This is a genomic window from Neobacillus sp. SRL179, assembly GCF_984799095.1.
In genome coordinates, this window is the sequence record NZ_OZ481792.1 from 1,206,028 (window position 1) to 1,233,001 (window position 26,974).

Here is a 26,974-nt window from a genome sequence, read left to right on the forward strand (position 1 = left end):
AACAAAATTCGCAAAATATTTAGAAAAATTAGCTAGAAATAAAAAATAGGAGGGATTGTGGAGTAGTTTTCCTCAATCCTTCCTACATTTATCAATGGATTGAAATTTTGTTTCTACCGTTTGTTTTGGATAAATACAAGGCAGAATCCGCTGCTTTAATAAGCAATTCTGGTGATTCAGTTGAAATAGGAACTATTGTAGATAACCCAATACTAAGTGTGATAATTTCAGCAATCTCAGAGCTTTTGTGGGGAATTTTAAGTGACTGAATTCGCTCATGAATTCGCTGCGCCATTCTTATTCCGTCCTCGGTTTTGGTTTCAGGTAAGACTAGAGAAAATTCTTCTCCTCCATAACGGCAAAACGTATACCTAGGCTTTTCTTCAACTAAATCATTTATAGTCTCTGCAACCAATTGTAAGCAAGCATCACCTTGTAAGTGTCCATATGTATCATTAAACTTTTTAAAATAATCAATATCGAACATCAGCAAGGTTAATGGTAATTTGGTCCGATAAGCCTTTAACCATTCCTTTTTGAGCACTTCATCAAAATAACGTCGATTCGCAATGCCAGTTAAACCGTCCATATAGGATAGTCGGTTTAGCAGCTCATTAGCTTCTTGTAACCTTTGCTCCGTCAATTTTCGATCGGTAATATTTCTTGAAACATTGATAACTCGCTTCGTACCATCTGCTTGAAATGGAACGCTTTTTAAAGTCGATTCGATCCATACGTAATCGCCAAATTTTGAGCGATATCGATAAGTGCACTCAGCATCTCCTTCATTTATTGCTTTTGCAAACATTTCATTTGTCCGTTTTATGTCTTCGGAATGAATGAAGTTCTCCATTTTTTCACCTAATAATTCTGGGTATTCAAAATGGATGATTTCCTTAACGGCTGGTGAGATGTATATGTACTCTGACATTTCATTGTGCATGGTAATCATGTCACTTGAGTTTTCTGCGATTAAACGGAAGCGCTCCTCAGTTTCTTTTAATTTAGTTAAGCTTTGTTTCAATTGATTTTGAGCTTCATTTGAATCAACTACAAACACAAAAAAATGATACGCAATAAAACCACCCAATAAAGAGATAAGATAATGAAGGGTTAAAACATTCTTTAAAATTAGATAATCGTCAATCCCAATGGCAAAAATAATTGAGATAATGAACAATCCGATTAAATTCATTATGAAAGCCTTATAGGTGCGACTAATGTTCAGCTTAGATATCAAACCACAAAACAGGCCAATCAGAATGGCTCCTGCGGATGGAAGGAGAGCTGAAGAATTAAAACCAAACAGAATTATTCTTCCTAAAGAAATGAGAAGGGCTGCAAATAAAGCAGGGATCACACCGCCAAAAGCCGCTGCAATCACAATGGCTAAATGCCGTAAATCTGCAATAGTCGTTGCATTAATTTGAATACTGAAAGACATTAATATATTCCCTAGCAGGCCAAAACAAAGACCCCAGTATAATTTTGAGGATAATGGTGAGGTAACATACAATGGCTTATCTTTAAATAACACTCCCATAATGGAAAAAGAAGCAATTAAGAGAGCAGCATTTGAAATAAAGTCTTTTAACATTAGAGTCCCCTGATAATTAATAATGTTGGTGATAAGCAGGTAAATTTTAAAATTTTGAAACCATTGTTATTATATAATATAATCCCTGTATTGTATAAGAGTAAAACTATTTAACAAAAAGGCTTCCTAGAAAAAGGAAGCCTTTTGTATGTCTTTACATATGCATCGCTAAACCCTTAGCTAATTCTTTCGCTGCTATTCTTGCATGTGCTTTACCTTTAGCAATAATTTCTGGTACCTTTTGTGGATTTATATCAAATCCCTCTGCAATTACGCTATCCATTACTTCAATCCCTAAAAAGCGGAGGGCAATCTTTAAATACCTGTCCCCTGATTCGATTTCCTGAAGGGGAGTATTAATATATTTGCCGCCCCTTGTTTGAATATGAAGGGCTTTCTTATTTGATAATAGACCTTTTGGACCATCAGGGGTGTGAGCAAAAGTTTTCCCTGAAATAAATAAATTGTCCAAAAAGGCTTTTAGTATTGCTGGCGAATTTAGATTCCACATGGGAGAAACAAATACAAAGTAATCATAAGTAATAAATTCATCTGCAAGTGCATGCATTTTTAAAATTTTTTCTCTTTCTAAAACGGTTAATTCATCTAGTGTATAGCCGTAACCAGCTAATTTTCCTCTTGCCGAAACTAAATCTGCATCCATTTGCGGGAAGTCTAAGGCAAACAAATCTATTTTCTTTATTTCCACATCGGGACGGTCCTCACGAAACGCCTCAAGAAAGGATTCTCCGATTTGTAATCCCTTTGATTTCGCTAAACCCTTTGGATTCGCCGTTATATAAAGTAACTTTTCCATAAAAAACACACCCATCTTAACAAATTTACATCAATACAACTATTATAAAATAAAAAATATGCTTAATATTGAACAAAAAGTGACGTTCTTGAACATTAAGTGACTATTATAAAAAATTTATCATGAAATTTGTAAGCTTTATCAATAATATTAAACAGTTAATAAGTGTTATACTTTACAATTGGAGCAAACTATTACAAGAAGAAGGGTAAACCAAAAGTGAATAAGTCTAAAAAAAGAAAGAGGGATATAAATGTCTAAACAACAAATTGGTGTAATTGGATTAGCTGTTATGGGGAAAAATCTCGCCCTAAATATAGAAAGTAGAGGATATTCTGTAGCTGTTTTTAATCGCTCCTATGATAAGACAGAAGAATTTCTAAAACATGAAGCAGCAGGAAAAAACTTTGTTGGTTCCCAAACCATCGAAGAATTTGTAAACTCCTTAGAAAAGCCTAGAAAAATTTTATTAATGGTTAAAGCAGGGGCTGCAACCGATGCAACAATTGAGTCCTTAAAACCATTCCTTGAAGAAGGAGATCTCCTAATCGATGGTGGTAATACGTTCTTCCAGGACACCATTAGACGGAATAAGGAACTTGAATCAGCCGGATTCCATTTCATTGGAACAGGCGTTTCTGGTGGTGAAGAAGGTGCATTGAAGGGACCATCTATTATGCCAGGTGGAAAAAAAGAAGCTTATGAACTTGTAAAGCCTATTTTAGAGGCAATTTCCGCCAAGGTTGAGGGAGATCCGTGCTGTACATATATTGGACCAAACGGTGCCGGTCACTATGTGAAAATGGTGCATAATGGCATTGAATATGGTGATATGCAATTAATTTCTGAAGCTTATTTTATTCTAAAAAATGTACTTGGACTTAGTGCAGAAGAACTTCATCATGTCTTTGCTGAATGGAATAAAGGTGAATTAGATAGTTACTTAATTGAAATAACTGCTGACATTTTTACTAAAGTCGATGAAGAAACTGGAAAGCCTTTGGTTGATGTCATTTTAGATACAGCAGGACAAAAGGGTACAGGAAAATGGACAAGTCAAAATGCTTTGGATTTAGGTGTTCCGCTGCCGCTTATTACCGAGTCAGTCTTTGCACGTTTCATCTCTGCAATGAAAGAAGAGCGTGTAAGTGCTAGTAAAGTGTTGAACGGGCCTAAGGTAAAACCATTCGACGGGAATAAAGAGGAACTAATTGAATCTGTACGAAAAGCATTATATATGAGCAAAATTTGTTCTTATGCACAAGGATTTGCGCAAATGCGAGTCGCTTCCGAGGAGTATGATTGGAATCTTCGCTACGGTGATATAGCAATGATTTTCAGGGGCGGCTGTATTATACGTGCTCAATTCCTTCAAAAAATTAAAGATGCTTATGATCGTGACGCTCACTTAGCCAACCTTCTATTAGATCCATATTTTAAAGAAATAGTGGAGAGCTACCAGCATGCATTACGTCAAGTTCTTTCTGTAGCAATTGAGCGTGGTATTCCAGTTCCTTCATTTGCGAGTGCGATTGCTTACTATGATAGTTATCGGACTGAAACGCTTCCAGCTAATTTATTGCAAGCACAGCGGGACTATTTCGGTGCACATACGTATCAGCGTACTGATAAAGAAGGTATTTTTCATACACACTGGATGGAATAAACGGTGAGTTAAGAATTTATAGAGGCAGAAAAAGAGGGAAATATTTCTGCCTCTATTTTTACTTTTTTTGAATAGGATAAAATATTTTTAATATTTCGTTTTATTCAAAAAGTGTATAATGGGATAAGTATCATACATAATTTTAGAATAAAGGATCTGGGGCAATGATAGGTTTGGTTATTATTTTACTTATGGTTTTGTTTTTACCTTTTTTAGTGAAAAAAGTTGAACACAACTTAGAAATTTTTCTATTTATTATGGGGATTTTGGCAGCTGTCATTAGTGGAATGATGGATTTACATTTAATTAAAAAGGCGTTACTTGATCCGATTAATATTACACTTGCGGTATTAATTGCTGGATTAATTTGTAAGTGGGGCCAAGTTCAATTAGAAAAGTCTATTCTAACAATGAGTAGAATCCTGACACCACGGATATTTTTCGCAATAACCGTCATTTTTTTAGGCCTTATTTCAAGCATTATTACGGCAATCATAGCGGCGATTGTATTGGTAATTATCATCAATGTACTTCCACTCGATCGAAAGTCTGAAGTACGGTTTACTGTGCTAGCATGTTTTTCGATTGGTCTTGGAGCAGCATTAACACCAATTGGTGAGCCATTAGCTACCATCACCCTCAGTAAATTAAATGAGGATTTCTTCTATTTATTAAAATTAATAGGTCCAGAAGTCATTACCGCTGTTGTAATTTTTGGCTTCTTAACACTGTTTTTAATTAAACCGCAGGAAAGCAAAAATGGTTTAGATGCAGACCAAAAAACAGAAAGTTATCAAGAAATTATTATTCGCTCCTTAAAAATTTACTTGTTTGTCATGGGATTAACATTTCTTGGGCATGGATTTGAGCCGTTAATTAATGAATATATTCTTGGCCTAGACTCTTTTCTTTTATACTGGATTAATATGATCTCTGCCATTCTAGATAATGCGACACTTGCTGCGGCTGAAATTAGTCCAGCAATGGACGAGAGTACCATTCGGGCTGTATTACTTGGTCTAATAATTAGTGGTGGTATGCTAATACCTGGCAATATTCCCAATATAATTGCCGCAGGTAAGCTTAACATTACAAGTAAAGAATGGGCTCGATTTGGTGTTCCTGTTGGATTAATTACGATGGCTGTCTACTTTATCGTTCTGTTTGTCTTTTATTAGAAATTAAAAAGTCAAAACCGGGTACAGCTCGGTTTTGACTTTTTTTACAGCCCTAGCTTCTTTATGAAATCGACTGTTTCCTCATGCTCGGGTTTTACTAATTTATATAACCGCTGATCTGTTTTTACAATTGATTGTCCATTTTCATTTGTAATGGGTCTAGTGAAGGATTTTCTAGATAAAATGGACCACTTCCCCGCGATTTGCTTTAGCTCTAAATCAATAATTCCCAGCCTGCTTCCAAAAGCCCCCGCCATTACGACTGGCTTTCCATTGATTACTCCCATTTCCATATTCGTATTAGGTAAATGCTGATAGGCGGGACCTGGGAAGACACTATGTGAATGTCCAGCCAGAATTGCATCAATACCATAAATATTCGTTAAATAATAAACATCATTTTCTGTTTCAGGGCTGTATGGTTCACTGCTTATACCAGTATGGGCAAGGGCAATAATGATATCAGCGCCTTCAGATTTCATAATCGGGACAAAATCTTTTGCCGTTTCAACGATTGGCTTAGGAATGACTTTACCTTCAAGGTTTGCTTTGTCCCATCTCATGATTTGGGTAGGCATAAAAGCGATAACCCCAATTTTAAGCTCGTGTTTCCTGCCATTATCATCCACTACATTCCTTTTTAAAATTACATATGGTGTAAAGTATGGTTTTTTAGTTTTAACTGAAAAAACATTAGCATTTAATACAGGCATCTTGGCACCTTTGATGGCCTTATTTAAAAAGGTTAGACCGTAATTAAATTCATGATTTCCTAAGGCAATCGCATCATAATGCAAATAATTAAAGGCTCGATAGACGGGGTGGATTTTACCTTTATGCATGCCTCTTATTCTCGCAAGGTACTCTCCGAGAGGATTTCCTTTCAAATGATCGCCGTCATCGAATAACAATGAATTTTTAACCTCTCTCCTTGCTTCATGTATTAGTGTAGCCGTTTTAACTAGACCAATTCGGTTATCTACTTTCGTTTGATAGTAATCATAATTGATTAAATCAGCATGCAAGTCAGTGGTTTCAAGTATACGCAGAGTAACATTTCCTTGCCTCTCTGGCGTAGTTTCCCCTGCTAACGAAGGAAAGGGGAAATTAAGCAAAATTAGAAAACATATGATAAGTAAAAATGGAATTCGTATTTTGTCCACTAAAATTCCCTCCAGCCTGTTTTCTTTCAAGGTAATCTTAGTATGAGTCGTGTGTTTAAAAATATCCTGTCAATAACGGATATAAATTCCGCCTGATTTAAATATCAATTATGACAATCCAATGAAAGTGTGTCTTTATTTTACGTGTGTTGACTGTAGATAATTTATAATTAAGGGGAGTTATAGTTGTAATAATTTACGCATCTTTTTATGCAAACGCTTACAAAAAGGAAAAGGAAGTGGCTCTATCAGTGTATGAACATAAAAGGATTACCGTTCTATCCGGTCATTTTGGAAGCGGAAAAACAGAATTGGCAATCAATATGGCCTTAACCGAAAGATTAAAACATGAAAAAGTAGCTATTAATGATCTAGATATCATTAACCCCTATTTTCGTTCGCGAGATGCAGCCGACATCTTACGGGCCCATGATGTCGAATTGATTGCACCAAGAGGGCGGCTTGCATCAGCAGATTTGCCGATTGTCTCAGGAGAGATCTATCGAGTATTGCATGATGCTCGCTACAGATTAATTGTGGATGCAGGTGGTGATAAAGATGGAGCAATGGCGTTGGGGCAATATTATCATGATTGGAATGAATTAAGACCTGACTTGTTATTTGTTCTAAATGGTAATCGTCCCTATGTTAGTACCTTAGAAGGGGCCATTTATACAATAAGGCAAATTGAGAATGCCGCTCGATTAAAGGTAAAAGGAATCATTAACAATACAAATATTGGAAGAGAAACCACTATCGAGGATATCACAAGGGGATATCAATTATGTAAGACTGTATCTGAAAAGCTTAGCATTCCACTTCTATGTACTACGATATCCGATCAATTGAAAGAGGATGCAGAAGACTTTACAAACACACATAAAGTTGTGTTTATTGAAAGATTTATGAAATTACCTTGGGAAATGGAGGAGAACTGACATGGAAAAAAGGGTCGTTTTTAATCAAGACAATTGCAAGTCTTGCGGGCTATGCGTCAAGGTATGTCCAACCAATGTTATTTTTCTAGCAGATTATATCAATCTAAACGGTTACCGTCCGGCTGCAGTAAAGGACCAGGAGCATTGTATCAGTTGTGCAAAATGCGGCCAAATTTGCCCAGATGCTGTTATATCAGTTTATAAACCAGTAAAAGTATTGCAGACTGTGTAATGAAAGGGAGCGTTACAAATGGGGAAAGTGTTAATGAAAGGAAACGAAGTGATCGCGGAAGCAGCTGTCCATGCAGGCTGTAAGTATTTTTTCGGCTATCCAATTACGCCGCAGAGCGAACTAGTAGCTTATATGGCAAGAAGACTCTCAGAAGTAGGCGGTCTGTTCCTGCAGGCGGAGAGCGAAATAGCTGCGATTAATATGGTTTATGGTGCTGCCAGTACTGGGGCGAGAGTAATGACCTCTTCATCAAGTCCAGGTTTTAGTTTAAAGCAAGAAGGGATATCGTATTTAGTGGGTTCAGAACTCCCTGCTGTTATCTGTAATATCGTCCGTGGTGGTCCAGGGTTAGGAAATATTCAACCAGCACAATCGGACTATTTTCAAGTAACAAAAGGCGGCGGGCATGGTGATTACAATATTCCAGTATTAGCACCAGCAACTTTACAGGAAATTGTAGAACTAATACAGGTTGCTTTCGATATCGCTGATCAATATCGAACACCTGTTATCATCATGGGGGATGGCATGTTAGGACAAATGATGGAGCCTGTTGAATTTGGAGAAAGTATACAAAAAAGGGATTATAAAAAGGATTGGGCCACAACGGGAACGCGTGGTGATGGAGGTCCTAAAACTATTACATCACTTGAGCTAGATGCGGAAAGTCTCGAAAAGCGTAACTGGAAGCTTCAGAAAAAATTTGCCATGATGAAGGAAAATGAAGTTCGCTATGAAACCTACTTCACTGATGACGCAGATTATATCATGGTTGCTTTCGGAACAGTGGCAAGAATTACCATGAATGCTATTAATAGCGCTAGAAAAAGTGGCATTAAAGTTGGTTTAATTAGGCCTATATCCCTTTGGCCTTTCCCCGAAAAACCGTTTTTCGAAACTAGAAATCAAGTAAGAGGATATGTTTCCGTTGAAATGAGTGCCGGGCAAATGATTGAAGATGTAAAGTTAGCTGTCAATGGCTGTGCACCGGTAGATTTCTTTGGACGAACTGGCGGCGTTGTCCCAACTCAAGAAGAAATTTACGATAAAATCATCTCGGTTGCCGGGGGGATTCCTGTATGACAATGAAAACAATCTTTAAAAAGACTAGCGGGTTGACTGATAAACCTACGCACTATTGTCCTGGCTGTACACATGGTATGATCCATCGTCTTGTTGGTGAAGTATTAGATGAAATGGATATTTTAGAAGATACGATTGGTGTGGCATCAGTCGGATGTTCGGTGCTTTCGTATGAATATTTTAATTGTGATATGACTCAGGCAGCACATGGCCGAGCGCCAGCAGTGGCCACTGGAGTGAAACGGGTTTTACCTGACCGTTTTGTTTTTACCTACCAAGGTGATGGCGACTTGGCCTCAATTGGAATAAGTGAAGTCATTCATGCCGCAGCAAGGGGTGAGAATATAACGGTCATCTTCGTTAATAATGCTATTTATGGAATGACAGGTGGCCAGATGGCTCCCACCACACTGATTGGTCAAAAAACAGCGACCACTCCATATGGCCGCGATGTCAGTACCCAAGGGTCGCCGATTAAGGTCTGCGAAATGCTCGCTACACTTGATGGAGCTGCTTACATTGAACGAGTCTCGGCACATGATGTACCACACATCCAAAAGGCAAAGCAGGCCATCAAGAAAGCATTTGAAACACAAAAGAAAGGTTTAGGTTTCTCCCTGGTAGAAGTATTGTCAACATGTCCAACAAACTGGGGGCTCGATCCATCGGAATCGCTCACATGGATAAAAGATAATATGGTTCCTGTCTATCCTCTCGGTGTTTACAAGGAAAAGGAGGAGGGATTACCGAATGCTTGAGGAAATTATTATTGCTGGTTTTGGTGGTCAGGGGGTTATGTCCATGGGACAGCTTATTGCTTATGCAGGTATGCTAGAAGGGAAGGGGGTATCGTGGCTCCCATCCTACGGCCCGGAACAACGAGGGGGAACAGCCAACTGCGCAGTTGTCGTTAGTGATGAGCCGGTTGGGTCACCGCTCGTTACGAAACCCTCAACTGCAATTGTATTAAATAATCCATCCTTTGATAAGTTTGAACCGAGGATTCATCCGGGGGGACTTTTACTTGTAAACTCGTCACTTGTTGTGCGAGCATCCAGACGTAAGGATATTGAGATAATCGAAATTAATGCCTCCGATCTTGCTAATGACCTTGGAAATCCGCGTGTAGCAAATATGATTTTATTAGGAGCATTTTTGCAGTCTCGGAAAATTGTTTCGTTTGAGTCGATTATCGATTCATTAAAAAAGGTTCTCTCCACGGAAAAACATCACCTTTTGGGGATTAACAAGCAGGCTTTAAAAACGGGTGCATCCCTGTGCCCTATTATTTGTAATAATAGTTGAATAGTGTTGCAGCTCACTTAATTGAAAGTGACTTTCTAAGGCCAGCCTAACTACTTAGGCCGGCTCTTTGCCGTGTTCTCGTTGTTGTGTATTTTTATATCCAAAAAACCACCAATTCCATTCACCTAATAGTTTCATCAAGGCAGGTACAAGAACCATCCTAACTATGGTCGCATCAATAAAAATAGCGATTGCAATGCCTACACCCAGCTGCTTGACCGGCATGACCCCTGTGAAAGCGAATGCCCCTGTAACAACAATCATAATGGCCGCCGCGGAGGTAATAATTTTGCTAGTGTAGGTTAAACCAGAAATGGTTGCCTCGGTATTGTCACCAGTACTTAAATAGAACTCCTGAATTCTGGAGATTAGAAAGACTTCATAATCCATGGAAAGCCCAAATACAAGGGTGAAAACGAAAACGGGTAAGATTAAGGCGATATCGACAGGTGTGATCCCCAAATGTCCCTTCTGGAAAATCCAAACCACAATTCCAAATGTACAGCCTAGGCTTAATACATTCATGATGATTGCTTTTAATGGGATGAGTAAGGAACGAAAGGCAGCCATAAGAATAAAGAAGGTTGAAATAACAATTAATAATAATCCATATGGAGCCTTTTGGTATATTTCAGCAAAGATTTCTTGTTCAAATTTAATTGAACCGCCAAAATAGGCGTTTAATCCTAAAACTTTATGAGACCAATCACTAACCCACTGTCTTGCAGCCGCTGAATGTTCTCCAGTATTTAAATAAACCTCTAAAAGCATTTTATTGTCTCTTATAAAGTAATCTTTTACTGGAGCTGTCATTTCCGTGTTAAGTGTAAGTAATTGATTAAGTTGTTTAGGATTCTCTATACCTGTTACAGAGAAGGGGGAAACAACTGTATTAACTAAAGAGTCATTCTCAAGCTTTTTAATTATGTTGCTAACCTTTGCTAAATTATTTTTTTCTATGATAGAACCCGATGATTCAAGGACAATCATCACCCTTTTTTCGTCACGTTTTTCTTTTTCAATAAATTGCTTTTGATAGGTTTCTAAAGCAAGACGAGAAGGGTATTTTGAGGGTAGAGACTCTGTGCCTGGAATGGCTAACACCATTTGCTTAACAGGTATTAATCCGATTAATAGGATAGCTAGAGCTAATATGGCCATGATGATCGGACGCCGCATCACCAGTACGGCAAATCTATGCCAGATGCTTTCTTGCTTGTCTGATAAACGAAAAAGACTAAGCTTATTAATATTTGGCCCGATGATGGCTAAAAGTGCTGGTAAAAAGGTTAAGGCACAAAGAGCCGAAATCATAACCACAGTCATTCCACCAAGGGCCACATTCTGAAAAATATCAATTTGGATAAACCAAAGCCCAGATAAGCCAATAAAAACGCAGAGACCAGAAAATATGATAGACCGGCCAGCAGTTGCAACTGTTGTTTCGATAGCTTGTTGAATGGAATTTGTTTTTAATTCTTCTTTATAACGATTAATAAATAATAAGGCAAAATCAATACTTAGGGCTAGACCAATCATTGGAATGATATTTAAGATAAAGATGGTAAGGTGCTCACCATAACTAAAGAAATAAACGGCACCCATAGTGGTTATGATGGAGACCACACCGATAACAATCGGGAGTGAAGCCGCAATAAGACCGCCAAAGGCAAGAAGGAGGACAAGTAAGGCAATCGGTAAACCTATCATTTCCGCTTTGGCTAAATCCTCTTGACTGGCGATATTTAGATCCCGAACAATAATCGGTTCCCCCGTCATAATGACTTTTAAGCCCTGTTTATTACGGAGGAGTTTGTTTAATTGTTTAATTTCTGTGCTGAGCTCATCTGATTTTTTATCAAAAGTAAGGAGTCCATAGGCATATTGCCCTTTGACCATTCCCTCGTGATCAAATGGTGTGGTGATCTTTTCAGCAGCTTCAAAGTTATTTAGATTTTCAAAAGTACCCTCAATAAAGTTTCTAAATTGCATATCACTCACTGATTTCTTTTTTTCAAAGACCAGAAGAATAGTGGATTTAGGATGTCCAAAGTCTGACTCCAAAAGGTTTCTTGTTTGGTTGTATTCTCCTTTGAAGTCAAATCCATTTCCGCTTAAGACAGTGGGTAATTGGGCTGCAAGAAAACCAAACAAGCCAATCACGATGATCCACCCCATCAGCACCCAAATTCGGTATTTATATATGTACCTGCCTAATTTCTTCAAAGTATCGCCTCCTCCTAGGAATTAAATTCCTATATAAGTATACATAACACAGTAAGGGTATCGGTGAATTTTTCGTGTTTTATTTTCATCATGTAAAAAGATTAATATTGTTTAATGAATTTTCCCCTCAATTAAAAGAGAACATTCACCTTTTTAAATCAAAGAAAAAAGTAATTAAGTTCAAAGTGTAATTTGCAAATGTAAAGAAATTATTATTAGTATTAAATTTTTGATACAATATAGAGAAATATGACATTCAAGGTGATATCAGTGGATCGAGAAAAATTGAGTAAGGTGATTGAGGCAGCCAAACTGTATTATTTATTAGATTATAACCAAAGTGAGATTGCTAAAGTCTTGGGTGTTTCCCGCCCCACTGTATCTCGACTACTACAACAGGCGAAAAGTGAAGGCATTGTTCAAATAAAGATTATGGACCCTATAGACGATGTGGAAAGTCTTGCAGCACAATTAGAAAATAAGTTTAATTTAAAAAAAGTCATTATTGCCTCTATTCCTCAATATGAGAACCATATTATCAAAAACTACTTGGGAGAAAAGGCCGCACTGTATTTGGATGAGATTATTAAGGATGATGATATCATCGGGGTTACTTGGGGAACTACCCTTTATCATATCGCGATTGAACTGAAACAGAAGTTTGTAAAAAATGTGAAAGTGGTTCAATTAAAAGGCGGAGTCAGTCATGCAGAAACCAATACATATGCATCCGAAATCCTGTATCTTTTCGGGAAGGCTTATAATACTACTCCACATAATCTTCCATTACCAGCCATTGTGGACCATGTTGTGGTGAAGCAGGCAATGGAGGCAGATCGGCATATTCGGAAAATCCTAGAGCTAGGCAAACAAGCCAATATTGCCTTGTTTACGATAGGTTCAATTAAAACAGATTCCTTATTATTTCAATTAGGCTATTTTACAGAGAGTGATATGGAATCCTTATATGGCAAGGCAGTAGGGGATATTTGTTCACGTTTTTTTGATAAAGATGGTGCTATTTGCAATGAAAGCCTCAATGAACGAACGCTTGGCGTAAATCTTGATGAATTGAGTAAGAAGGAATACTCCATTGTGGTTGCCGGAGGTCCTAATAAAATAGATGGAATTTATGGAGCATTAAAAGGAAAATATGCAAATGTCCTAATTACTGATCAATTTACCGCTCAATTTTTACTTGAAAAGCAGGAATAAATGAAAAAAACGCATCCTATTTTTACATTTGTTCAATTAATTATTTACAAATGTTCAATTCCTTTGCTATAGTTAGGTTGTAAATAAGAAAGTAAAAATCTGTATATAATATAAGTTAAAAATAGGAGGAAATTAAAATGACTCAAACTATTGTCAAAATGATTGATCATACATTATTAAAAGCGGATGCAACACGAGAACAAATTATTAAGATTGTTGAAGAAGCAAAAGAATATAAGTTTGCATCTGTTTGTATTAATCCAACTTGGGTTAAAACAGCAGCCAGCTTGCTTGCGGATACACCAGAGGTAAAGGTATGTACTGTAATTGGCTTTCCTTTGGGTGCCTCAACATCAGAAACTAAGGCATTTGAAACTAGAAATGCGATTGAAAATGGTGCTAATGAAATTGATATGGTCATTAATATTGCTGCACTAAAAGACGGGCAGAATGATTTGGTAGAAAATGATATTCGTGCGGTTGTCGATGCTGCAAAAGGTAAAGCCTTAGTCAAGGTAATTATTGAGACTTGTTTATTAACTAATGAAGAAAAGGTAAGAGCATGTGAGCTTTCCGTAAAAGCCGGAGCAGATTTTGTGAAAACATCAACTGGCTTTTCGACAGGGGGCGCAACTGTAGAAGATATCCGTTTAATGCGTCAAACAGTTGGTCCAGAAATTGGTGTTAAAGCTTCAGGTGGTGTCCGCAGTCGTGAAGATGCACTGGCAATGGTGGAAGCAGGTGCCACTCGTATTGGGGCAAGTTCCGGTGTTTCAATTGCAAAAGGTGAGGTATCTTCTAGCAATTATTAAGTAAATACATGTCTGGCGGAGAGTGAAATTGGATGGAAGAAAAGAACCTGATCCTAGAAGCAAATAAGGCAAGAGAGTTTGCCTATGTACCATATTCTCAATTCAAGGTTGGTGCGGCATTATTATCAAAGGATGGCTCGATTTTTCATGGTTGTAATATTGAAAATGCTTCATATGGTATGACAAATTGTGCCGAACGGACAGCCTTGTTTAATGCCTATTCAGAGGGGATTACTCAATTTGATTCGCTTGTTGTTGTAGCAGATACTGATGGACCTGTGTCTCCTTGTGGAGCATGCCGCCAGGTAATTTCTGAACTTTGTGATTCTGAAATGGAAGTTATCCTAACCAATTTAAAGGGAGATATACAAAGGGTTAAAGTAAAGAACCTATTACCGGGTGCATTTTCTCCTAATGATTTGAAATAGAAAAATTGTGGGAAGCTAATCTTGATGATTAGCTTCTTTTTACCTTTCTGAAAAATTTTCTCCTAGGAATTGAAGGCTGATCATAAGAAGATACTAAGTATAAGTATAAAGGGGATGATGGCGTGATTTATATATATAATGATTATGGCGGGACACATACCACATCTTTAGCTGCGGCCTATCATTTAAAACAATTACCTCAATCTGAACGGAAACTAACTAGGGAAGAAATATTAGGTGTAAAATTTTTTAATAAATTAACAAAGGAGGATTTTGGGAAATTAATAATCCATGGCGTTGATGAGGATGGGAACACCGTTTATACGATTGGCCGAAAACGAAATAAATACGTTGTACCTGCGTTAAAAGAGATGGCTTTGATGCTGCAAGAAAAATTTCACTTTGATGAAAAAATAGTGTTTTCCAATACATCACCAACTGTTCCATTTGCCCTGTCAATGGGGGGGGTTTTCTCCCGAGGATTAAAAATCGATTTTATTGGTGTGCCATTATTAGTAAAAGGTGCTAGACAATGCTGTGATAATATTTATCGATTAGTTCAAAACACGAAGGAGATTGGAAGGACATCATTTGCGGAACATGTCATTATATTAGAAAATGAGATTTATAAGTAAGGGATAAGGTGCTGAAAATATGAATAAAAAGATAGGTTTTATTGGAGCCGGAAAAATGGCACAAGCGATGATGGCGGGAATGATAAAGTCACGTATCATTCCGCCTGAAAAGATTATGGCAAGTGCTGCAACAGAAGCAACGATTAACAAAATAAAACAGAAATACAGTATTAAAACATCGATACATAACAGTGAAGTTGCAGGTTTTGCAGATATATTAATTCTTGCAGTGAAACCAGACCTCCATGCTACAATCATTCAAGAAATAAAAGAATCACTTCATAAAAGTTCCATTGTGGTTACGATCGCAGCAGGGATTAGCTTAAAAGATATTGAACAATTATTTCACTTTGAAGTAAAAGCGGTCAGAACCATGCCTAACACCCCTTCGTTAGTTGGTGAAGGTATGAGTGCCCTTTGTGCAAATGAATATCTTAGTGAAGAGGAGCTTAGTGAAGTAGAGCAGTTATTCCAGTGTTTTGGTAAGACTGAGAGGTTAGATGAAAGGTTAATGGATGCTGTGCCATCAATTAGTGGATCTTCCCCAGCATATGTCTATATGTTAATAGAAGCCATGGCTGATGGAGGGGTTCGTCAAGGAATCCCTAGGGGTCAAGCGTACCGACTTGCAGCTCAATCAGTCCTAGGAGCGGCCCAGATGGTCCTAGAGACAGGCATACATCCAGGAGAACTAAAGGATGATGTTTGCACACCAGGTGGTACAACAATTGAAGCAGTTGTAACCCTTGAAAGAGAGCAATTCCGTGGAGCCATATTGGCTGCAATGGAGAGCTGTACAAGGAAGCTGAAAAACTTAAAATAAGGAAAGCCACCGGCTATTGCACCCGGTGGCTTTATTGTATTTGCGGCCTCTTCGTAACCGTAATTGTTGTCATAAGGCCAACAAACAGAATGGTAAGGAGCGAATAAAAAAACTTCTCTAATCCTACGACTTGTATGCCGCTTGTAATGATGAGGCCATCAAGTATAAAAATAATAATACCAATGTTGATTGAAGTAAATTTAGTTAACAATTGAGCAAGAAGATCGGTTCCACCCGTACTTGTTTCATAACGAAGCATGAGACCAATCCCAATTCCAACAAGTACTCCTCCAATCACAGTACTTGGAAGAATGCCTAAATCTATTTTACCGTTAATAAATGAAAATAGATCTATGCAAAATGAAGAGATAATCAGCCCATGTAAACTATAGTAAAAATACCGTCTTTCAAAAAACCAAGCTAAAACATAAAGGGGGAGACTTAAAAAAATGATACTAAGACCTGTTGGCCAGCCATAAAAATAATGGACAATTAATCCTAAACCGATCACCCCCCCATCAAGGAGATGATAGGGAACTAAAAACCCATTAATGCCAAGACTTAATAATAAAGAGCCAATAAGCATAGCAATTATTTTTTCCTTCAAGTTCGATCACACCTCTAGACCTGTCCTTATAGATAAAGTATGGAAAGAGTAAGACATTTAGAAGTGAAAGTAAAGAAAAAGAAAAAACCAGGGAAGTATGCTCCCTGGTTTGCTTGATTTAAAAGAATAGATTTAATATAAAATAAAGAACTCCTGCAAGCACTGCTGTAATTGGCAGGGTAATAACCCATGTTATAAGCATACGCTGCGCTGTATCCCATTTAACACCTTTTAGACGATGTGCAGAGCCCACCCCCAAAATACCAGAAGAAATGACATGTGTGGTACTTACAGGTAGGTGGATATAGGTTGCACCAAAGATGATAGCTGCTCCAGTTAAATCGGCAGCTACGCCATTAATTGGACGGATTTTCATAATTTTTCCGCCGACGGTTTTAATAATTTTCCAGCCGCCAATCGATGTTCCAAGTCCCATTGCAGCCGCACACGATATTTGGACCCAAAAAGGAACATCGGCATTTTTCGGCAGCATCTCGTTTGCAATCAATGCCATGGTAATAATACCCATTGATTTTTGGGCATCATTTGTTCCATGAGAATACGATTGTAATGCAGCTGTTGCCACTTGGATAAAGCGAAAATTCCGATTCGTTTTCGTCAAATTGAAATTTTTAAAAACTACTTTAAAAATACTATAAATAATAAATCCGACTGTAAAAGCTAAAATAGGTGAAAGAATAAGTGCTTCAATAATTTTGATGAAACCACCATAATTGAGGACCATGAATCCTTCAGCAGCAATTGCTGCCCCAGCAATGGAACCAATCAAGGCGTGAGAGGAACTGCTCGGAATCCCAAAGTACCAAGTAAGTAAATTCCAGGCGATAGCGGATATCAGGGCCGCTAGTATGACAATTGATCCATGTTCAAGCTTAAAAGGATCGACAATATCTTTTGAGATGGTTTTTGCCACACCCGTAAAAGTTAAGGCACCAATAAAATTCATTGTTGCTGCTAACATAATTGCCTGGCGCGGTTTTAATGCTTTAGTTGAAACTGCTGTAGCGATTGCATTTGCTGTATCATGGAAACCATTAATAAAGTCAAATGCAAGGGCGCAGATTACGATTAATATCGTTAGTATTAATAAAAGGCTCATAATATGGCTCCTTATGCATTTTTCATAATAATGGATTCAAGAACATTGGCAACTGTTTGACAGTAATCAGCGATATCCTCGAGCGTTTCGTATATTTCCTTATATTGAATAATCCGGATAGGATCCTTTTCAACCGTAAATAAATGTTTAATGGATTGTCGTAAAATGTTATCACATTTTGATTCGAAATCTTTAATCTTTATAGCATGCTCTCGGATTTGCGGTAACTTTTTACTTGAAAGTAATTCGACAGCTTTATCGATTTCATGAACACTGCTTTGAATAGCTTCAACAAACTGCAGCATAAATTCATCCGCTTGGGTAATGGAATACATTTCGAATAACGCAGAACATGCTTCCAGACCATCAAGGACATCGTCCATACTCATTGCAAGATGTAAAATATCTTCTCGTTCAATCGGCGTAATAAAGGCATCGTTTAATTCTTTAATTACTTCATGAACGTATGTATCTCCCTTTGATTCAAATTCTTTCATTTTCTCAGAAAAGATTTTTAAATCACTAATGTTTTTTAATTTGTACTCTGTAAAGAAATCAACACTTTCATCAAGAACTGATGATATATCCTTTAACAATGCAGAGAACTTATCTACTTTTTTTGCCATATATTTGTAGCCTCCATTTTTTAAACAAGTTATAAACTGACCTCAATAATTTTATCTGAAAAATGTCGAAAAAAGAAATAATCTTAACGAAATTTACAAAAACTTAACATTTGAATTTTCAGTCTCTTTTTTCTTGTTCTGTTATACCTGTTACTTTTGCCAAGATGGATAAATTTATGTATAACATGAACCATTCCCTATGCAATAAAAGGACAAACACTGTAACAAAAAATTTCCGTTATCATAATGAGTATAAAATAGAAAATGGGGTACTTTATTGGTACAGGCAGTGAAAAGCGATTGTTGACATTTAGGTTCGATCGTTTTGATATAGAAACAAGGAACATTGCAACACTGCTTGGGGTTTATGGCTGCAAATAAGTGAAATCATGAATACTAAAAAAGGAGTGTTCTAAAATGAGTTTCATTTGGGCATTAATTGTTGGTGGAATTATTGGATGGTTAGCTGGAATGATCGTTGGCAGAAACATTCCGGGCGGCATTATCGGTAATATTATTGCAGGTTTTGTAGGGGCTTGGCTTGGAACAGCGGTATTAGGAAACTGGGGCCCGCATGTGTCAGATTTTGCGATTATTCCAGCTATCATTGGTTCTGCGGTACTAGTTCTTCTGTTAAGTTTCATTATGCGTGCTTTTAGGAAAGCTGACTAATAAAAAGAATAGAAGTGAAAAGTAAAAAAAGGATGTCTCAGAAGGGTTTTTCTGATGAGACATCCTTTTTTCTGGTACTAAAGGGAATATACATCCACCCCAGAAAATATTTCCGGTAAATCGGTAACTGGTGCATGACAAGTTACTTTTTCTTGGGTAAATGGGTGAATAAACTCTAATTTAGCAGAATGGAGTGCTTGCCTCTTGAGCAGGGGCTTGCCGCCATATAAAATATCGCCGACAATTGGATGACCGATGGAGCTGAAATGAACTCTAATTTGGTGTGTTCTCCCAGTATCAAGCCAGCATTTCACATATGTGACCTCCCGGGCTTGATTTTCTTTTAATACCTGAAAGTGGGTAATGGCTGTTTGTCCAGATGGTGACACTCTTCTTCTTGTCGCATGGTGTCTGTCGCGGCCAATTGGCTTATTTAGAGTCCCCTTTTTTTGATGCAGCCGGCCATGCACTGCTGCGATGTAAGTTCTTTTTATTTCTCTTTTATCGAGCATTTTATCTAAAATTGCCCCTGCTAAGGCATGCTTGGCAAATAGAATGGCTCCTGTAGTATCTCGATCAAGTCGATGGATGTGGCGGATATTACACAATTCACCCTTAGCTTGCAAATAATAGGCAGCAGCATTAATAAGTGTATTGGTTTCTACCAAGGGATTATTGGGATGTGTATTCATATATGGAGGCTTATTAATTACTAAAACATGCTCATCTTCGAAAAGAATATCTAAATCATAAAAGTTCGGTGTAATCTGAAGCTCTTCCGCTTGAAAAAGATGGATTTGCAGTTTTGTGCCCGCAGGAAGATTCTTATTCCAATTCATACGTTCGCCATTCACCAGCACTTTATTCTCAGATCGATATTGATACGTTAGTTTTTTGGGGGCATCCCAGACCTCACGGAAAATATCCTCGATTGTTTTCCCTTCCCATGCAATAGGAATAATAATTTGTAACCATTCACCCATTCGGACCGTTTTCAGCATTGTTTTCTCCTTTATAATAAACTGTGGTGATAATTACCACCCAAAAAGTGCCTTTAATTATGTTATTCTTATGATATATATTAAGACAGAAAAAAGCGATGGCAAAGGGTGGGTTATAAGTGAAAATTGTTTTTGCCTCGACACCAAGTCAGGAAAAAGAAATCAATGAACTGGTGAGGTATTTTTACACCAATATTTTTCCTCTTTATTTTAGAGATGACGAGATCCTTCAATTTGAGGAGTTAAAGGTCTTGCACATTTCTGAGGATTTTAATACATTAAAAGATGCTTTTCAAGTGATGACCAGCATTCAAACATTAATTTCCATTCTTGAATCCTCACAACTAGACGATCAATATGTGAGTGTCTTTAACAAGAATGTTGCTACTTTAAATGAATTTCGACTATTTTTTCCTTTTGAATATGAGCAGTTTATTGAAGTGAAAACTTTAAGAAATACAATGCTTAGTATTTATTCAAAAGCAGACAATGAATTAATCATATAAGTATTTGTCACAAGTCTGTATTTAATTTTACAGGCTTTTTTCTATTCCTACTCTTAAATTATGTCTATTTACTGTATTATAATAAATGATATTTCTTTCAAACTGCAAAAATTGTCGTCTAATTTTATGTAGTTTTTGAAGGAGTAAGTACCTTGCAGTTAGAAACAATAAATAGTAGACACTTAGGAGGGACATCGTATGGACTGGAAAAAAATCTCTAAAAGCTGGATCGAATATGAAAAGTTAGACTTAGAATTAAAAAATGCACTAATGGCTTTAAAACAAAATGAAAAACAACTTGAAGAGTCCTTTTATAAGAATTTAGAATTTGGGACTGCTGGAATGCGCGGGGAAATCGGTCCGGGAACAAACCGAATGAATATTTATACTGTCCGTAAAGCATCTGCAGGTTTGGCTGCATACATAGAAGAGCAGGGAATAGAGGCAAAAAGACGGGGCGTTGTGATCGCTTATGACTCACGGCATAAATCGCCGGAATTTGCCTTGGAGGCTGCAAAAACTCTTGCTACAAGAGGTATTCAAACATATGTATTCGATGAACTAAAACCGACACCTGAATTATCGTTTGCCTTAAGATATTTAAACGCCTTTTCAGGTATTGTGATTACTGCCAGTCATAATCCTCCAGAGTACAATGGTTATAAGGTATATGGTTCAGATGGAGGACAGCTTCCACCAGATGCAGCCATGGAGGTTATTGCTAAGGTCAACGGAGCAGGTAATGAATTATTAATAGAAGTGGACAGTGCTGAGAAACTAAAAGAAGCAGGTTTAATTAAAACAATTGGGACAGAAATTGATCAGGCATATCTTGAAAAATTAATGACCATCTCAGAGAATCCAAATCTTGCTGCGGAATCGGATATAAAGATTGTCTTTACACCATTACATGGAACAGCTAATAAATCAGTACGAGCTGCATTAGCAGCATTAGGCTATAAAAATGTTACGGTGGTAAAAGAGCAAGAACTGCCTGACCCAGAGTTTTCAACCGTAAAAAGTCCAAATCCAGAAGAGCACGCTGCGTTTGAACTAGCTATTCGCGATGGAAAAAAAGTGGGTGCAGATATACTTATAGCAACAGACCCTGATGCAGACCGCTTAGGTATTGCCTGTCTTAATAATAAAGGAGAGTATATTGTCTTAACTGGTAACCAAACTGGTGCACTATTAGTAGATTATATTCTTTCGCAGAAAAAGGAAAAAGGGATATTACCTCTAAATGGGGTAGTAATAAAAACAATTGTTACCTCTGAACTAGGCCGTAAAATTGCATCGGCCTACCAATTAGAAACGATTAATGTACTAACAGGATTTAAGTTTATTGCTGAAAAAATTAAGGAATATGAAGTAACAGGTGACCATACTTTCTTATTCGGGTATGAGGAATCGTATGGTTATTTAATTGGCGACTTTGTTCGCGATAAAGATGCTGTTCAGGCAGCACTGCTAGCGACAGAGGTATGTGCATATTATAAAAAACAAGGTTTGACCCTTTATGAAGGAATGCAGCAAGTTTATGAAAAGTACGGGTTTTACCAAGAGGGACTTCGCTCACTAACCTTAAAAGGAAAAGAAGGGGCCGAACAAATCGAACGTCTTCTAACATCCTTCCGCCATAAGCCATTAACCCAGTTAGGCTCATTAAGAACTATTACTACAGAGGATTACCTTACTGGTAAATGCTTAACGGAAACTGGTGAAGTGACAATCCAATTACCAAAATCTAATGTATTAAAATATACATTTGAGGATGGTTCATGGGTTTGTTTAAGACCATCAGGTACAGAACCAAAAGTTAAATTCTACTTTGGTGTGAATAGTGAAAGTCTTGCCGAAAGTAAGACCAAACTTCAAAACATTGAGAAGGACTTTATGGGAATTGTCGATCAAAGAATTAAAATGGTTCAAGAAATATAATTTTTGTAAAACCTACCTAAAGATTGTGCAAAAGCATGCTCTCAGATCCAAAAATGTTGAAGATAAAACGGCCTCCTATGGAAGCCGTTTTTTTTTTGGTGGAATTCTTTTACCCGGCAGTAAAATTATTCTCATCAAGTGTATCCATATTTTTTTTCAGGAAAGACTATACATCGGCAGCCCATTTGCATCTGGTTCTACGGTTTCGTTAGCATGGTCGATGTAACGAAGAAGATTATATAGTTTTGTTTCAATCACGGTGTAATCACGTTCAAAATTATAAGCATGCAGGAATTGTTCAATCTTTTTTGATAAAAATTGGTCTTTGGTCCGTACCATTAGGATTAATAAATTATCCCATTCCGACCGATGAGTATAATATAACGCTCGATCATAATCCAATTTATTCATTTGACTTTTCTCCTCCTTACTAGGAGTTGAAATTATTTTATGACATTTTCAAGATAACTTTCAAAGCAAATGTTGGACATCCTTTGTTTACGCTGTTTTCAACATTTACCTGTATAAAAACCATGTTAAAAAGACAGTTGGGGGTTTTATGGCTAGAATTTTAAGTGTGCTTTTGATTATATTCTTTTTTTTCGAATCTGTTGTTGGAGCAAAAATAGTAACTGTCAATAAACCGTATTCCTATATGGAGCTTGAGCAGGATCTGAAGGAAATGAAGGAAAAGTATAAAAAGATAATTAAAGTAAAATCAATTGGAACAACTCACTTTGGGAGAACTATTTGGGCAGTAAAACTCGGGCGTGGCAAAAAAAATTTGGTTTTAATCGGATCACACCATGGGCGTGAATGGCTGACAAGTGCCCTTTTAATGAAGATGCTTGAGGAGTATTCTAATTCCTACCAAAACCTGAATGAATTTGAAAACAAATCAACTAAGATTTTAGATGAGGTTTCTATATGGTTTGTGCCCATGTTAAATCCTGACGGTGTAACCATTCAACAAAATCACCTCGAATTATTTCCGCCAACACATCAAAACCGATTGCTTATGATGAATGAAGGTTCAAGAAACTTTACAAGGTGGAAAGCTAACGGCATGGGGATTGACTTAAACAGACAATATCCAGCGGGGTGGAAGGATCTAAAGCTTGAGTCAGTTAAACCAAATTATAAATTTTATAAAGGAAAAGAGCCTCTAGAGGCCAGAGAAGTTATTGCATTATCCCATTTTATTAAGGACATTAACCCATTGATAGCCATAGCGTATCATACCGCAGGAAGAGAAATATTTTGGAATTATAAAAATGGAAAACACTTTATACGGGATTATTTAGTTGCCAAAAGGGTTTCTAGGTTAACTGGCTATAAATTAGCAAAGCCGGATTCAGATGCAGTAGGCGGTGGTTTTACTGATTGGTTTATCACCACCTATCACAAACCTGCGATGACAATAGAAATTAGTTATCTGGTTGGTGAAACAAGCCCGCCGCTTTCTGTCTTTAAAAAAGAATGGCATCGAAATAAAAATGTTGGACTTCTGCTAGCAGATGAGGCAAAGAAATTGAAATAATTAATATTGATTAATCTTCCAGGGATCAGAATGGAATCTTCTAAATTTAACCTTTGAATTGAATCAAAAAACAATTAGTCACATTGATATTGTTTTTTGGCTTCTTTCTCATCAATCCTGCTTTTCCTTCATACATTGTGGTAAGAGGAAAAGGGGGAGTGGCTAATGAAAGTTGAAGATCGCAAGCAGCTAGAATATGCGATTAGCGAAATAACCGAAATAGCAACTGGTTTTGGCTTGGATTTTTATCCGATGCGTTATGAAATCTGTCCTGCTGAAATCATCTATACATTTGGTGCCTATGGAATGCCTACCCGGTTTTCACACTGGAGTTTTGGAAAGCAATTTCATAAAATGAAATTGCACTACGATTTGGGATTAAGTAAAATATATGAACTTGTTATTAATTCTAACCCGTGTTACGCCTTTTTGCTTGATTCCAACAGCCTAATTCAAAATAAACTAATCGTGGCTCACGTTCTAGCGCATTGTGATTTCTTTAAGAATAATGTCCGCTTCCAAAATACCAAGCGGGATATGGTTGAAAGTATGGCAGCTACTGCCGAAAGAATTCACCAATATGAAATCCAATACGGAAAAAAAGAAGTGGAGACCTTTTTAGATGCTGTATTGGCAATTGATGAGCATATTGATCCATCATTAATGCGGCCAAAATTATCGTGGTCGATAGGTGATGCAGAAGATGAAGAGGATGAAGAGAACCGTATCATAACACCATACGATGATCTTTGGAATCTAGATGATAAAGGCAAGAAGGTAACTAATCAGCCTAAGAAAAAGAAGTTCCCTCCTCGGCCAGAAAAGGATTTATTACTTTTTATTGAAACGTATAGCAGGGAACTTGAGGAATGGCAGCGGGATATCCTAACAATGATGCGGGAGGAAATGCTTTACTTTTGGCCGCAGCTTGAAACTAAAATCATGAATGAAGGCTGGGCATCTTATTGGCATCAACGAATTTTAAGGGAGCTTGATTTAACAAGCGGAGAAGCAGTCGAATTTGCCAAATTGAATGCTGGCGTTGTTCAGCCATCCAAGACTGGAATAAACCCGTACTATCTTGGTATTAAAATCTTTGAGGATATTGAGGAACGATATAATAATCCCACCGAAGAAATGAAGCGCAGAGGGGTTTTGCCAGATTCCGGCAGGGAGAAAATGTTCGAAGTTCGCGAAGTTGAATCAGATATTTCCTTCCTTCGTAATTACTTAAATAAGGATCTTGTGATGAGAGAAGATATGTATTTATTTCAAAAGCAAGGACGTGATTATAAAGTCGTTGATAAAGAATGGGAGCATATCCGCGACCAATTAGTAGGCATGAGGGTAAATGGAGGTTTTCCATATATTACGGTCAATGATGGCGACTACCTTAAGAATGGGGAACTATATTTAAAGCATTGGTATGAGGGCGTCGAACTCGATGTAAAATACCTCGAAAAGGTACTCCCATATGTCCAGCAGTTATGGGGAAGACCGGTTCATATTGAGACCATGATTGAAGAAAGGAAAATGCTGTTTTCCTATGATGGAAAAGGTGTCCATCGAAAATATTTATAAAAAAAGGAGGCAGCTATTCTTTATAATAGCTGCCTCCTTTATATAGTATCCCCTATGGTTTCAGACTCAAATTAAATAGAAGTAAATTCTTTATTTAATGCATTCTCTACTGTTACATAATCATATCCCAAATCCTGTGCAACCGCCTCATACGTAATTTCCCCATTTGCTACATTCACACCAAGCTTTAATGCATCATTTTCAGAAATTGCTCTTAATACACCTTTATTGGCAATTTGTAACGCATATGGGACGGTTACGTTTGTTAGGGCAATGGTTGATGTTCTAGGAACAGCACCAGGCATATTTGCAACACAATAGTGAACAACTCCATGTCTAATAAATGTTGGATTATCATGTGTAGTTACATGGTCAATCTCTACAATACCACCTTGGTCAATGGCTACATCGACAATAACTGAGCCAGGCTTCATTGACTTAACCATTTCTTCTGAAATAAGTTTAGGGGCTTTAGCACCAGGAATTAATACAGCACCGATTAAAAGGTCAGCTTCTGCCACTGCTTCTGCAATGTTAAAGGGGTTGGACATTAATGTTTTGATTTGAGTATCAAAGATATCATCCAACTGGCGAAGACGCTCTGCACTTAAGTCGATGATGGTTACATCAGCACCCAAGCCTATTGCCATTTTGGCCGCATTCGTACCTACAATTCCACCGCCAATAATGGTTACTTTACCACGGTTAACCCCTGGTACACCTGCAAGCAAGATTCCTTGCCCGCCATTATTCTTTTGCAAGAATTGCGCACCGATTTGGGCGCTCATACGGCCAGCAACTTCACTCATTGGTGTAAGAAGCGGGAGAGATTTATTAACAGACACTGTTTCATAAGCAATTGCAGTGACCCCATTTTCCTTCAGCGCTTGAGCTAAGTCGGGTTCTGCAGCAAGATGTAAATAGGTGAATAAAATTAAGCCTTGACGGAAGTATGGATACTCACTTGGAAGTGGTTCTTTTACTTTCATAATCATATCTGATTTAGACCAAACATGTTCAGCCTGTTCAATAATTTTAGCACCGGCCTTGCTGTAATCACTATTTGTGAAACCGCTTCCAATACCTGCGTCGCTTTCGACTAATACAGTATGACCAGTACTTACTAATGTAACGACACCTGCAGGCGTAAGCGCTACTCTATTTTCATTATTTTTAATTTCTTTAGGTACCCCAATGAACATAACCAATTCCTCCTCAAGTTACTAAAAAAAATTGTACTATGGTAACAGTATAAATTGTTT

27 protein-coding genes are annotated in these 26,974 nt (G+C 37.4%); 17 read left to right on the top strand and 10 right to left on the bottom strand.

Annotated elements, in window-relative coordinates:
- Positions 1-91 precede the first annotated feature (91 nt).
- Both AC4E8C_RS05915 and AC4E8C_RS05920 read right to left on the bottom strand, forming a co-directional pair.
- Positions 92-1,597: a GGDEF domain-containing protein gene (locus tag AC4E8C_RS05915; RefSeq protein ID WP_490211010.1), complete on the bottom strand. Its 1,506-nt coding sequence runs from the start codon at positions 1,595-1,597 to the stop codon at positions 92-94.
- A 154-nt stretch (positions 1,598-1,751) separates the two neighbouring features.
- Positions 1,752-2,414, bottom strand: a complete 663-nt coding sequence (locus AC4E8C_RS05920) for an FMN-dependent NADH-azoreductase (RefSeq protein ID WP_490211012.1) — start codon at positions 2,412-2,414, stop codon at positions 1,752-1,754.
- A gap of 253 nt (positions 2,415-2,667) precedes the next feature.
- Between AC4E8C_RS05920 and gndA the strand changes: the two genes are divergently transcribed.
- Both gndA and AC4E8C_RS05930 read left to right on the top strand, forming a co-directional pair.
- Entirely contained in the window at positions 2,668-4,080 is a 1,413-nt protein-coding gene (gene gndA, locus AC4E8C_RS05925; protein ID WP_490211014.1) for an NADP-dependent phosphogluconate dehydrogenase, read from the top strand.
- Positions 4,081-4,244: 164 nt separating this feature from the next.
- On the top strand, positions 4,245-5,258 hold the full coding sequence (locus AC4E8C_RS05930) for a DUF1646 family protein (RefSeq protein ID WP_490211016.1): 1,014 nt from the start codon (positions 4,245-4,247) through the stop codon (positions 5,256-5,258).
- 44 nt (positions 5,259-5,302) lie between these two features.
- Here AC4E8C_RS05930 and AC4E8C_RS05935 read toward each other — a convergent pair whose 3' ends face one another.
- A complete protein-coding gene (locus AC4E8C_RS05935; RefSeq protein WP_490211018.1) occupies positions 5,303-6,421 on the bottom strand; it encodes a metallophosphoesterase in 1,119 nt (372 codons plus the stop codon).
- Positions 6,422-6,672: 251 nt separating this feature from the next.
- Between AC4E8C_RS05935 and AC4E8C_RS05940 the strand changes: the two genes are divergently transcribed.
- Genes AC4E8C_RS05940 through AC4E8C_RS05960 form a run of 5 tightly spaced genes read left to right on the top strand, consistent with a single transcriptional unit; the run spans position 6,673 to position 9,979 of the window.
- Complete coding sequence (locus AC4E8C_RS05940; RefSeq protein ID WP_490211020.1) at positions 6,673-7,359, top strand: hypothetical protein; 687 nt, start codon at positions 6,673-6,675, stop codon at positions 7,357-7,359.
- A gap of 1 nt (position 7,360) precedes the next feature.
- A complete protein-coding gene (locus AC4E8C_RS05945) occupies positions 7,361-7,591 on the top strand; it encodes a 4Fe-4S dicluster domain-containing protein (RefSeq protein ID WP_490211021.1) in 231 nt (76 codons plus the stop codon).
- Positions 7,592-7,609: 18 nt separating this feature from the next.
- On the top strand, positions 7,610-8,674 hold the full coding sequence (locus tag AC4E8C_RS05950) for a 3-methyl-2-oxobutanoate dehydrogenase subunit VorB (protein WP_490211023.1): 1,065 nt from the start codon (positions 7,610-7,612) through the stop codon (positions 8,672-8,674).
- Positions 8,671-9,432 carry a thiamine pyrophosphate-dependent enzyme gene (locus tag AC4E8C_RS05955; RefSeq protein ID WP_490211025.1) on the top strand — a complete coding sequence of 254 codons (762 nt, stop codon included), beginning with the start codon at positions 8,671-8,673 and terminating at the stop codon, positions 9,430-9,432. Before AC4E8C_RS05950 ends, AC4E8C_RS05955 begins: the two co-directional genes overlap by 4 nt.
- The gene (locus AC4E8C_RS05960) at positions 9,425-9,979 is read left to right on the top strand and encodes a 2-oxoacid:ferredoxin oxidoreductase subunit gamma family protein (RefSeq protein WP_490211027.1); all 555 of its coding nucleotides are present in this window, start codon (positions 9,425-9,427) and stop codon (positions 9,977-9,979) included. Before AC4E8C_RS05955 ends, AC4E8C_RS05960 begins: the two co-directional genes overlap by 8 nt.
- A gap of 54 nt (positions 9,980-10,033) precedes the next feature.
- Here the strand turns inward: AC4E8C_RS05960 and AC4E8C_RS05965 are convergent, their stop codons facing one another.
- Positions 10,034-12,205, bottom strand: coding sequence for an MMPL family transporter (locus AC4E8C_RS05965; protein ID WP_490211029.1), 2,172 nt, complete (start codon positions 12,203-12,205; stop codon positions 10,034-10,036).
- Positions 12,206-12,454: 249 nt separating this feature from the next.
- Here AC4E8C_RS05965 and deoR point away from each other — a divergent pair, with 249 nt between their 5' ends.
- The 5 genes from deoR (at position 12,455) to proC (ending at position 16,118) form a co-directional block, all read left to right on the top strand.
- Complete coding sequence (gene deoR, locus AC4E8C_RS05970) at positions 12,455-13,420, top strand: DNA-binding transcriptional repressor DeoR (RefSeq protein WP_490211031.1); 966 nt, start codon at positions 12,455-12,457, stop codon at positions 13,418-13,420.
- A 137-nt stretch (positions 13,421-13,557) separates the two neighbouring features.
- Entirely contained in the window at positions 13,558-14,232 is a 675-nt protein-coding gene (gene deoC / locus AC4E8C_RS05975) for a deoxyribose-phosphate aldolase (RefSeq protein ID WP_490211033.1), read from the top strand.
- Between the two features lie 32 nt (positions 14,233-14,264).
- Positions 14,265-14,660: a cytidine deaminase gene (locus tag AC4E8C_RS05980; RefSeq protein ID WP_490211035.1), complete on the top strand. Its 396-nt coding sequence runs from the start codon at positions 14,265-14,267 to the stop codon at positions 14,658-14,660.
- A 122-nt stretch (positions 14,661-14,782) separates the two neighbouring features.
- Positions 14,783-15,295: a DUF3189 family protein gene (locus AC4E8C_RS05985; protein ID WP_490211036.1), complete on the top strand. Its 513-nt coding sequence runs from the start codon at positions 14,783-14,785 to the stop codon at positions 15,293-15,295.
- A gap of 19 nt (positions 15,296-15,314) precedes the next feature.
- Positions 15,315-16,118: a pyrroline-5-carboxylate reductase gene (gene proC / locus AC4E8C_RS05990; RefSeq protein ID WP_490211038.1), complete on the top strand. Its 804-nt coding sequence runs from the start codon at positions 15,315-15,317 to the stop codon at positions 16,116-16,118.
- A gap of 31 nt (positions 16,119-16,149) precedes the next feature.
- Here the strand turns inward: proC and AC4E8C_RS05995 are convergent, their stop codons facing one another.
- The 3 genes from AC4E8C_RS05995 to AC4E8C_RS06005 form a co-directional block, all read right to left on the bottom strand.
- On the bottom strand, positions 16,150-16,725 hold the full coding sequence (locus tag AC4E8C_RS05995; RefSeq protein WP_490211040.1) for a YitT family protein: 576 nt from the start codon (positions 16,723-16,725) through the stop codon (positions 16,150-16,152).
- Between the two features lie 118 nt (positions 16,726-16,843).
- On the bottom strand, positions 16,844-17,845 hold the full coding sequence (locus AC4E8C_RS06000; protein WP_490211041.1) for an inorganic phosphate transporter: 1,002 nt from the start codon (positions 17,843-17,845) through the stop codon (positions 16,844-16,846).
- 11 nt (positions 17,846-17,856) lie between these two features.
- Entirely contained in the window at positions 17,857-18,471 is a 615-nt protein-coding gene (locus AC4E8C_RS06005; RefSeq protein WP_490211042.1) for a DUF47 domain-containing protein, read from the bottom strand.
- Between the two features lie 417 nt (positions 18,472-18,888).
- Here AC4E8C_RS06005 and AC4E8C_RS06010 point away from each other — a divergent pair, with 417 nt between their 5' ends.
- Positions 18,889-19,143, top strand: coding sequence for a GlsB/YeaQ/YmgE family stress response membrane protein (locus tag AC4E8C_RS06010; RefSeq protein WP_490211043.1), 255 nt, complete (start codon positions 18,889-18,891; stop codon positions 19,141-19,143).
- A 77-nt stretch (positions 19,144-19,220) separates the two neighbouring features.
- Here the strand turns inward: AC4E8C_RS06010 and AC4E8C_RS06015 are convergent, their stop codons facing one another.
- Positions 19,221-20,144, bottom strand: a complete 924-nt coding sequence (locus tag AC4E8C_RS06015; protein WP_490211045.1) for an RluA family pseudouridine synthase — start codon at positions 20,142-20,144, stop codon at positions 19,221-19,223.
- A 119-nt stretch (positions 20,145-20,263) separates the two neighbouring features.
- Between AC4E8C_RS06015 and AC4E8C_RS06020 the strand changes: the two genes are divergently transcribed.
- Together AC4E8C_RS06020 and AC4E8C_RS06025 are read left to right on the top strand one after the other, a co-directional pair.
- Complete coding sequence (locus tag AC4E8C_RS06020; protein ID WP_490211046.1) at positions 20,264-20,650, top strand: YhcU family protein; 387 nt, start codon at positions 20,264-20,266, stop codon at positions 20,648-20,650.
- 198 nt (positions 20,651-20,848) lie between these two features.
- Positions 20,849-22,591: a phospho-sugar mutase gene (locus tag AC4E8C_RS06025; RefSeq protein ID WP_490211047.1), complete on the top strand. Its 1,743-nt coding sequence runs from the start codon at positions 20,849-20,851 to the stop codon at positions 22,589-22,591.
- Between the two features lie 156 nt (positions 22,592-22,747).
- Here AC4E8C_RS06025 and AC4E8C_RS06030 read toward each other — a convergent pair whose 3' ends face one another.
- Complete coding sequence (locus tag AC4E8C_RS06030; protein ID WP_490211048.1) at positions 22,748-23,002, bottom strand: YhdB family protein; 255 nt, start codon at positions 23,000-23,002, stop codon at positions 22,748-22,750.
- 148 nt (positions 23,003-23,150) lie between these two features.
- Between AC4E8C_RS06030 and AC4E8C_RS06035 the strand changes: the two genes are divergently transcribed.
- Both AC4E8C_RS06035 and AC4E8C_RS06040 read left to right on the top strand, forming a co-directional pair.
- On the top strand, positions 23,151-24,131 hold the full coding sequence (locus AC4E8C_RS06035) for a M14 family zinc carboxypeptidase (protein WP_490211050.1): 981 nt from the start codon (positions 23,151-23,153) through the stop codon (positions 24,129-24,131).
- A gap of 165 nt (positions 24,132-24,296) precedes the next feature.
- The gene (locus tag AC4E8C_RS06040) at positions 24,297-25,712 is read left to right on the top strand and encodes a SpoVR family protein (RefSeq protein ID WP_490211051.1); all 1,416 of its coding nucleotides are present in this window, start codon (positions 24,297-24,299) and stop codon (positions 25,710-25,712) included.
- 71 nt (positions 25,713-25,783) lie between these two features.
- On the opposite strand, the gene ald is transcribed toward AC4E8C_RS06040, so the two are convergent.
- Positions 25,784-26,914, bottom strand: coding sequence for an alanine dehydrogenase (gene ald / locus AC4E8C_RS06045; protein ID WP_490211053.1), 1,131 nt, complete (start codon positions 26,912-26,914; stop codon positions 25,784-25,786).
- Positions 26,915-26,974 lie beyond the last annotated feature (60 nt).

Coding starts and splice junctions, on each gene's coding strand:
- AC4E8C_RS05915 (WP_490211010.1), bottom strand. CDS start 1,597: ATGTTAAAAGACTTTATTTCAAATGCTGCTCTCTTAATTGCTTCTTTT.
- AC4E8C_RS05920 (WP_490211012.1), bottom strand. CDS start 2,414: ATGGAAAAGTTACTTTATATAACGGCGAATCCAAAGGGTTTAGCGAAA.
- gndA (WP_490211014.1), top strand. CDS start 2,668: ATGTCTAAACAACAAATTGGTGTAATTGGATTAGCTGTTATGGGGAAA.
- AC4E8C_RS05930 (WP_490211016.1), top strand. CDS start 4,245: ATGATAGGTTTGGTTATTATTTTACTTATGGTTTTGTTTTTACCTTTT.
- AC4E8C_RS05945 (WP_490211021.1), top strand. CDS start 7,361: ATGGAAAAAAGGGTCGTTTTTAATCAAGACAATTGCAAGTCTTGCGGG.
- AC4E8C_RS05950 (WP_490211023.1), top strand. CDS start 7,610: ATGGGGAAAGTGTTAATGAAAGGAAACGAAGTGATCGCGGAAGCAGCT.
- AC4E8C_RS05955 (WP_490211025.1), top strand. CDS start 8,671: ATGACAATGAAAACAATCTTTAAAAAGACTAGCGGGTTGACTGATAAA.
- AC4E8C_RS05960 (WP_490211027.1), top strand. CDS start 9,425: ATGCTTGAGGAAATTATTATTGCTGGTTTTGGTGGTCAGGGGGTTATG.
- deoR (WP_490211031.1), top strand. CDS start 12,455: ATGACATTCAAGGTGATATCAGTGGATCGAGAAAAATTGAGTAAGGTG.
- deoC (WP_490211033.1), top strand. CDS start 13,558: ATGACTCAAACTATTGTCAAAATGATTGATCATACATTATTAAAAGCG.
- AC4E8C_RS05980 (WP_490211035.1), top strand. CDS start 14,265: ATGGAAGAAAAGAACCTGATCCTAGAAGCAAATAAGGCAAGAGAGTTT.
- proC (WP_490211038.1), top strand. CDS start 15,315: ATGAATAAAAAGATAGGTTTTATTGGAGCCGGAAAAATGGCACAAGCG.
- AC4E8C_RS06000 (WP_490211041.1), bottom strand. CDS start 17,845: ATGAGCCTTTTATTAATACTAACGATATTAATCGTAATCTGCGCCCTT.
- AC4E8C_RS06005 (WP_490211042.1), bottom strand. CDS start 18,471: ATGGCAAAAAAAGTAGATAAGTTCTCTGCATTGTTAAAGGATATATCA.
- AC4E8C_RS06010 (WP_490211043.1), top strand. CDS start 18,889: ATGAGTTTCATTTGGGCATTAATTGTTGGTGGAATTATTGGATGGTTA.
- AC4E8C_RS06015 (WP_490211045.1), bottom strand. CDS start 20,144: ATGCTGAAAACGGTCCGAATGGGTGAATGGTTACAAATTATTATTCCT.
- AC4E8C_RS06025 (WP_490211047.1), top strand. CDS start 20,849: ATGGACTGGAAAAAAATCTCTAAAAGCTGGATCGAATATGAAAAGTTA.
- AC4E8C_RS06030 (WP_490211048.1), bottom strand. CDS start 23,002: ATGAATAAATTGGATTATGATCGAGCGTTATATTATACTCATCGGTCG.
- AC4E8C_RS06035 (WP_490211050.1), top strand. CDS start 23,151: ATGGCTAGAATTTTAAGTGTGCTTTTGATTATATTCTTTTTTTTCGAA.
- AC4E8C_RS06040 (WP_490211051.1), top strand. CDS start 24,297: ATGAAAGTTGAAGATCGCAAGCAGCTAGAATATGCGATTAGCGAAATA.
- ald (WP_490211053.1), bottom strand. CDS start 26,914: ATGTTCATTGGGGTACCTAAAGAAATTAAAAATAATGAAAATAGAGTA.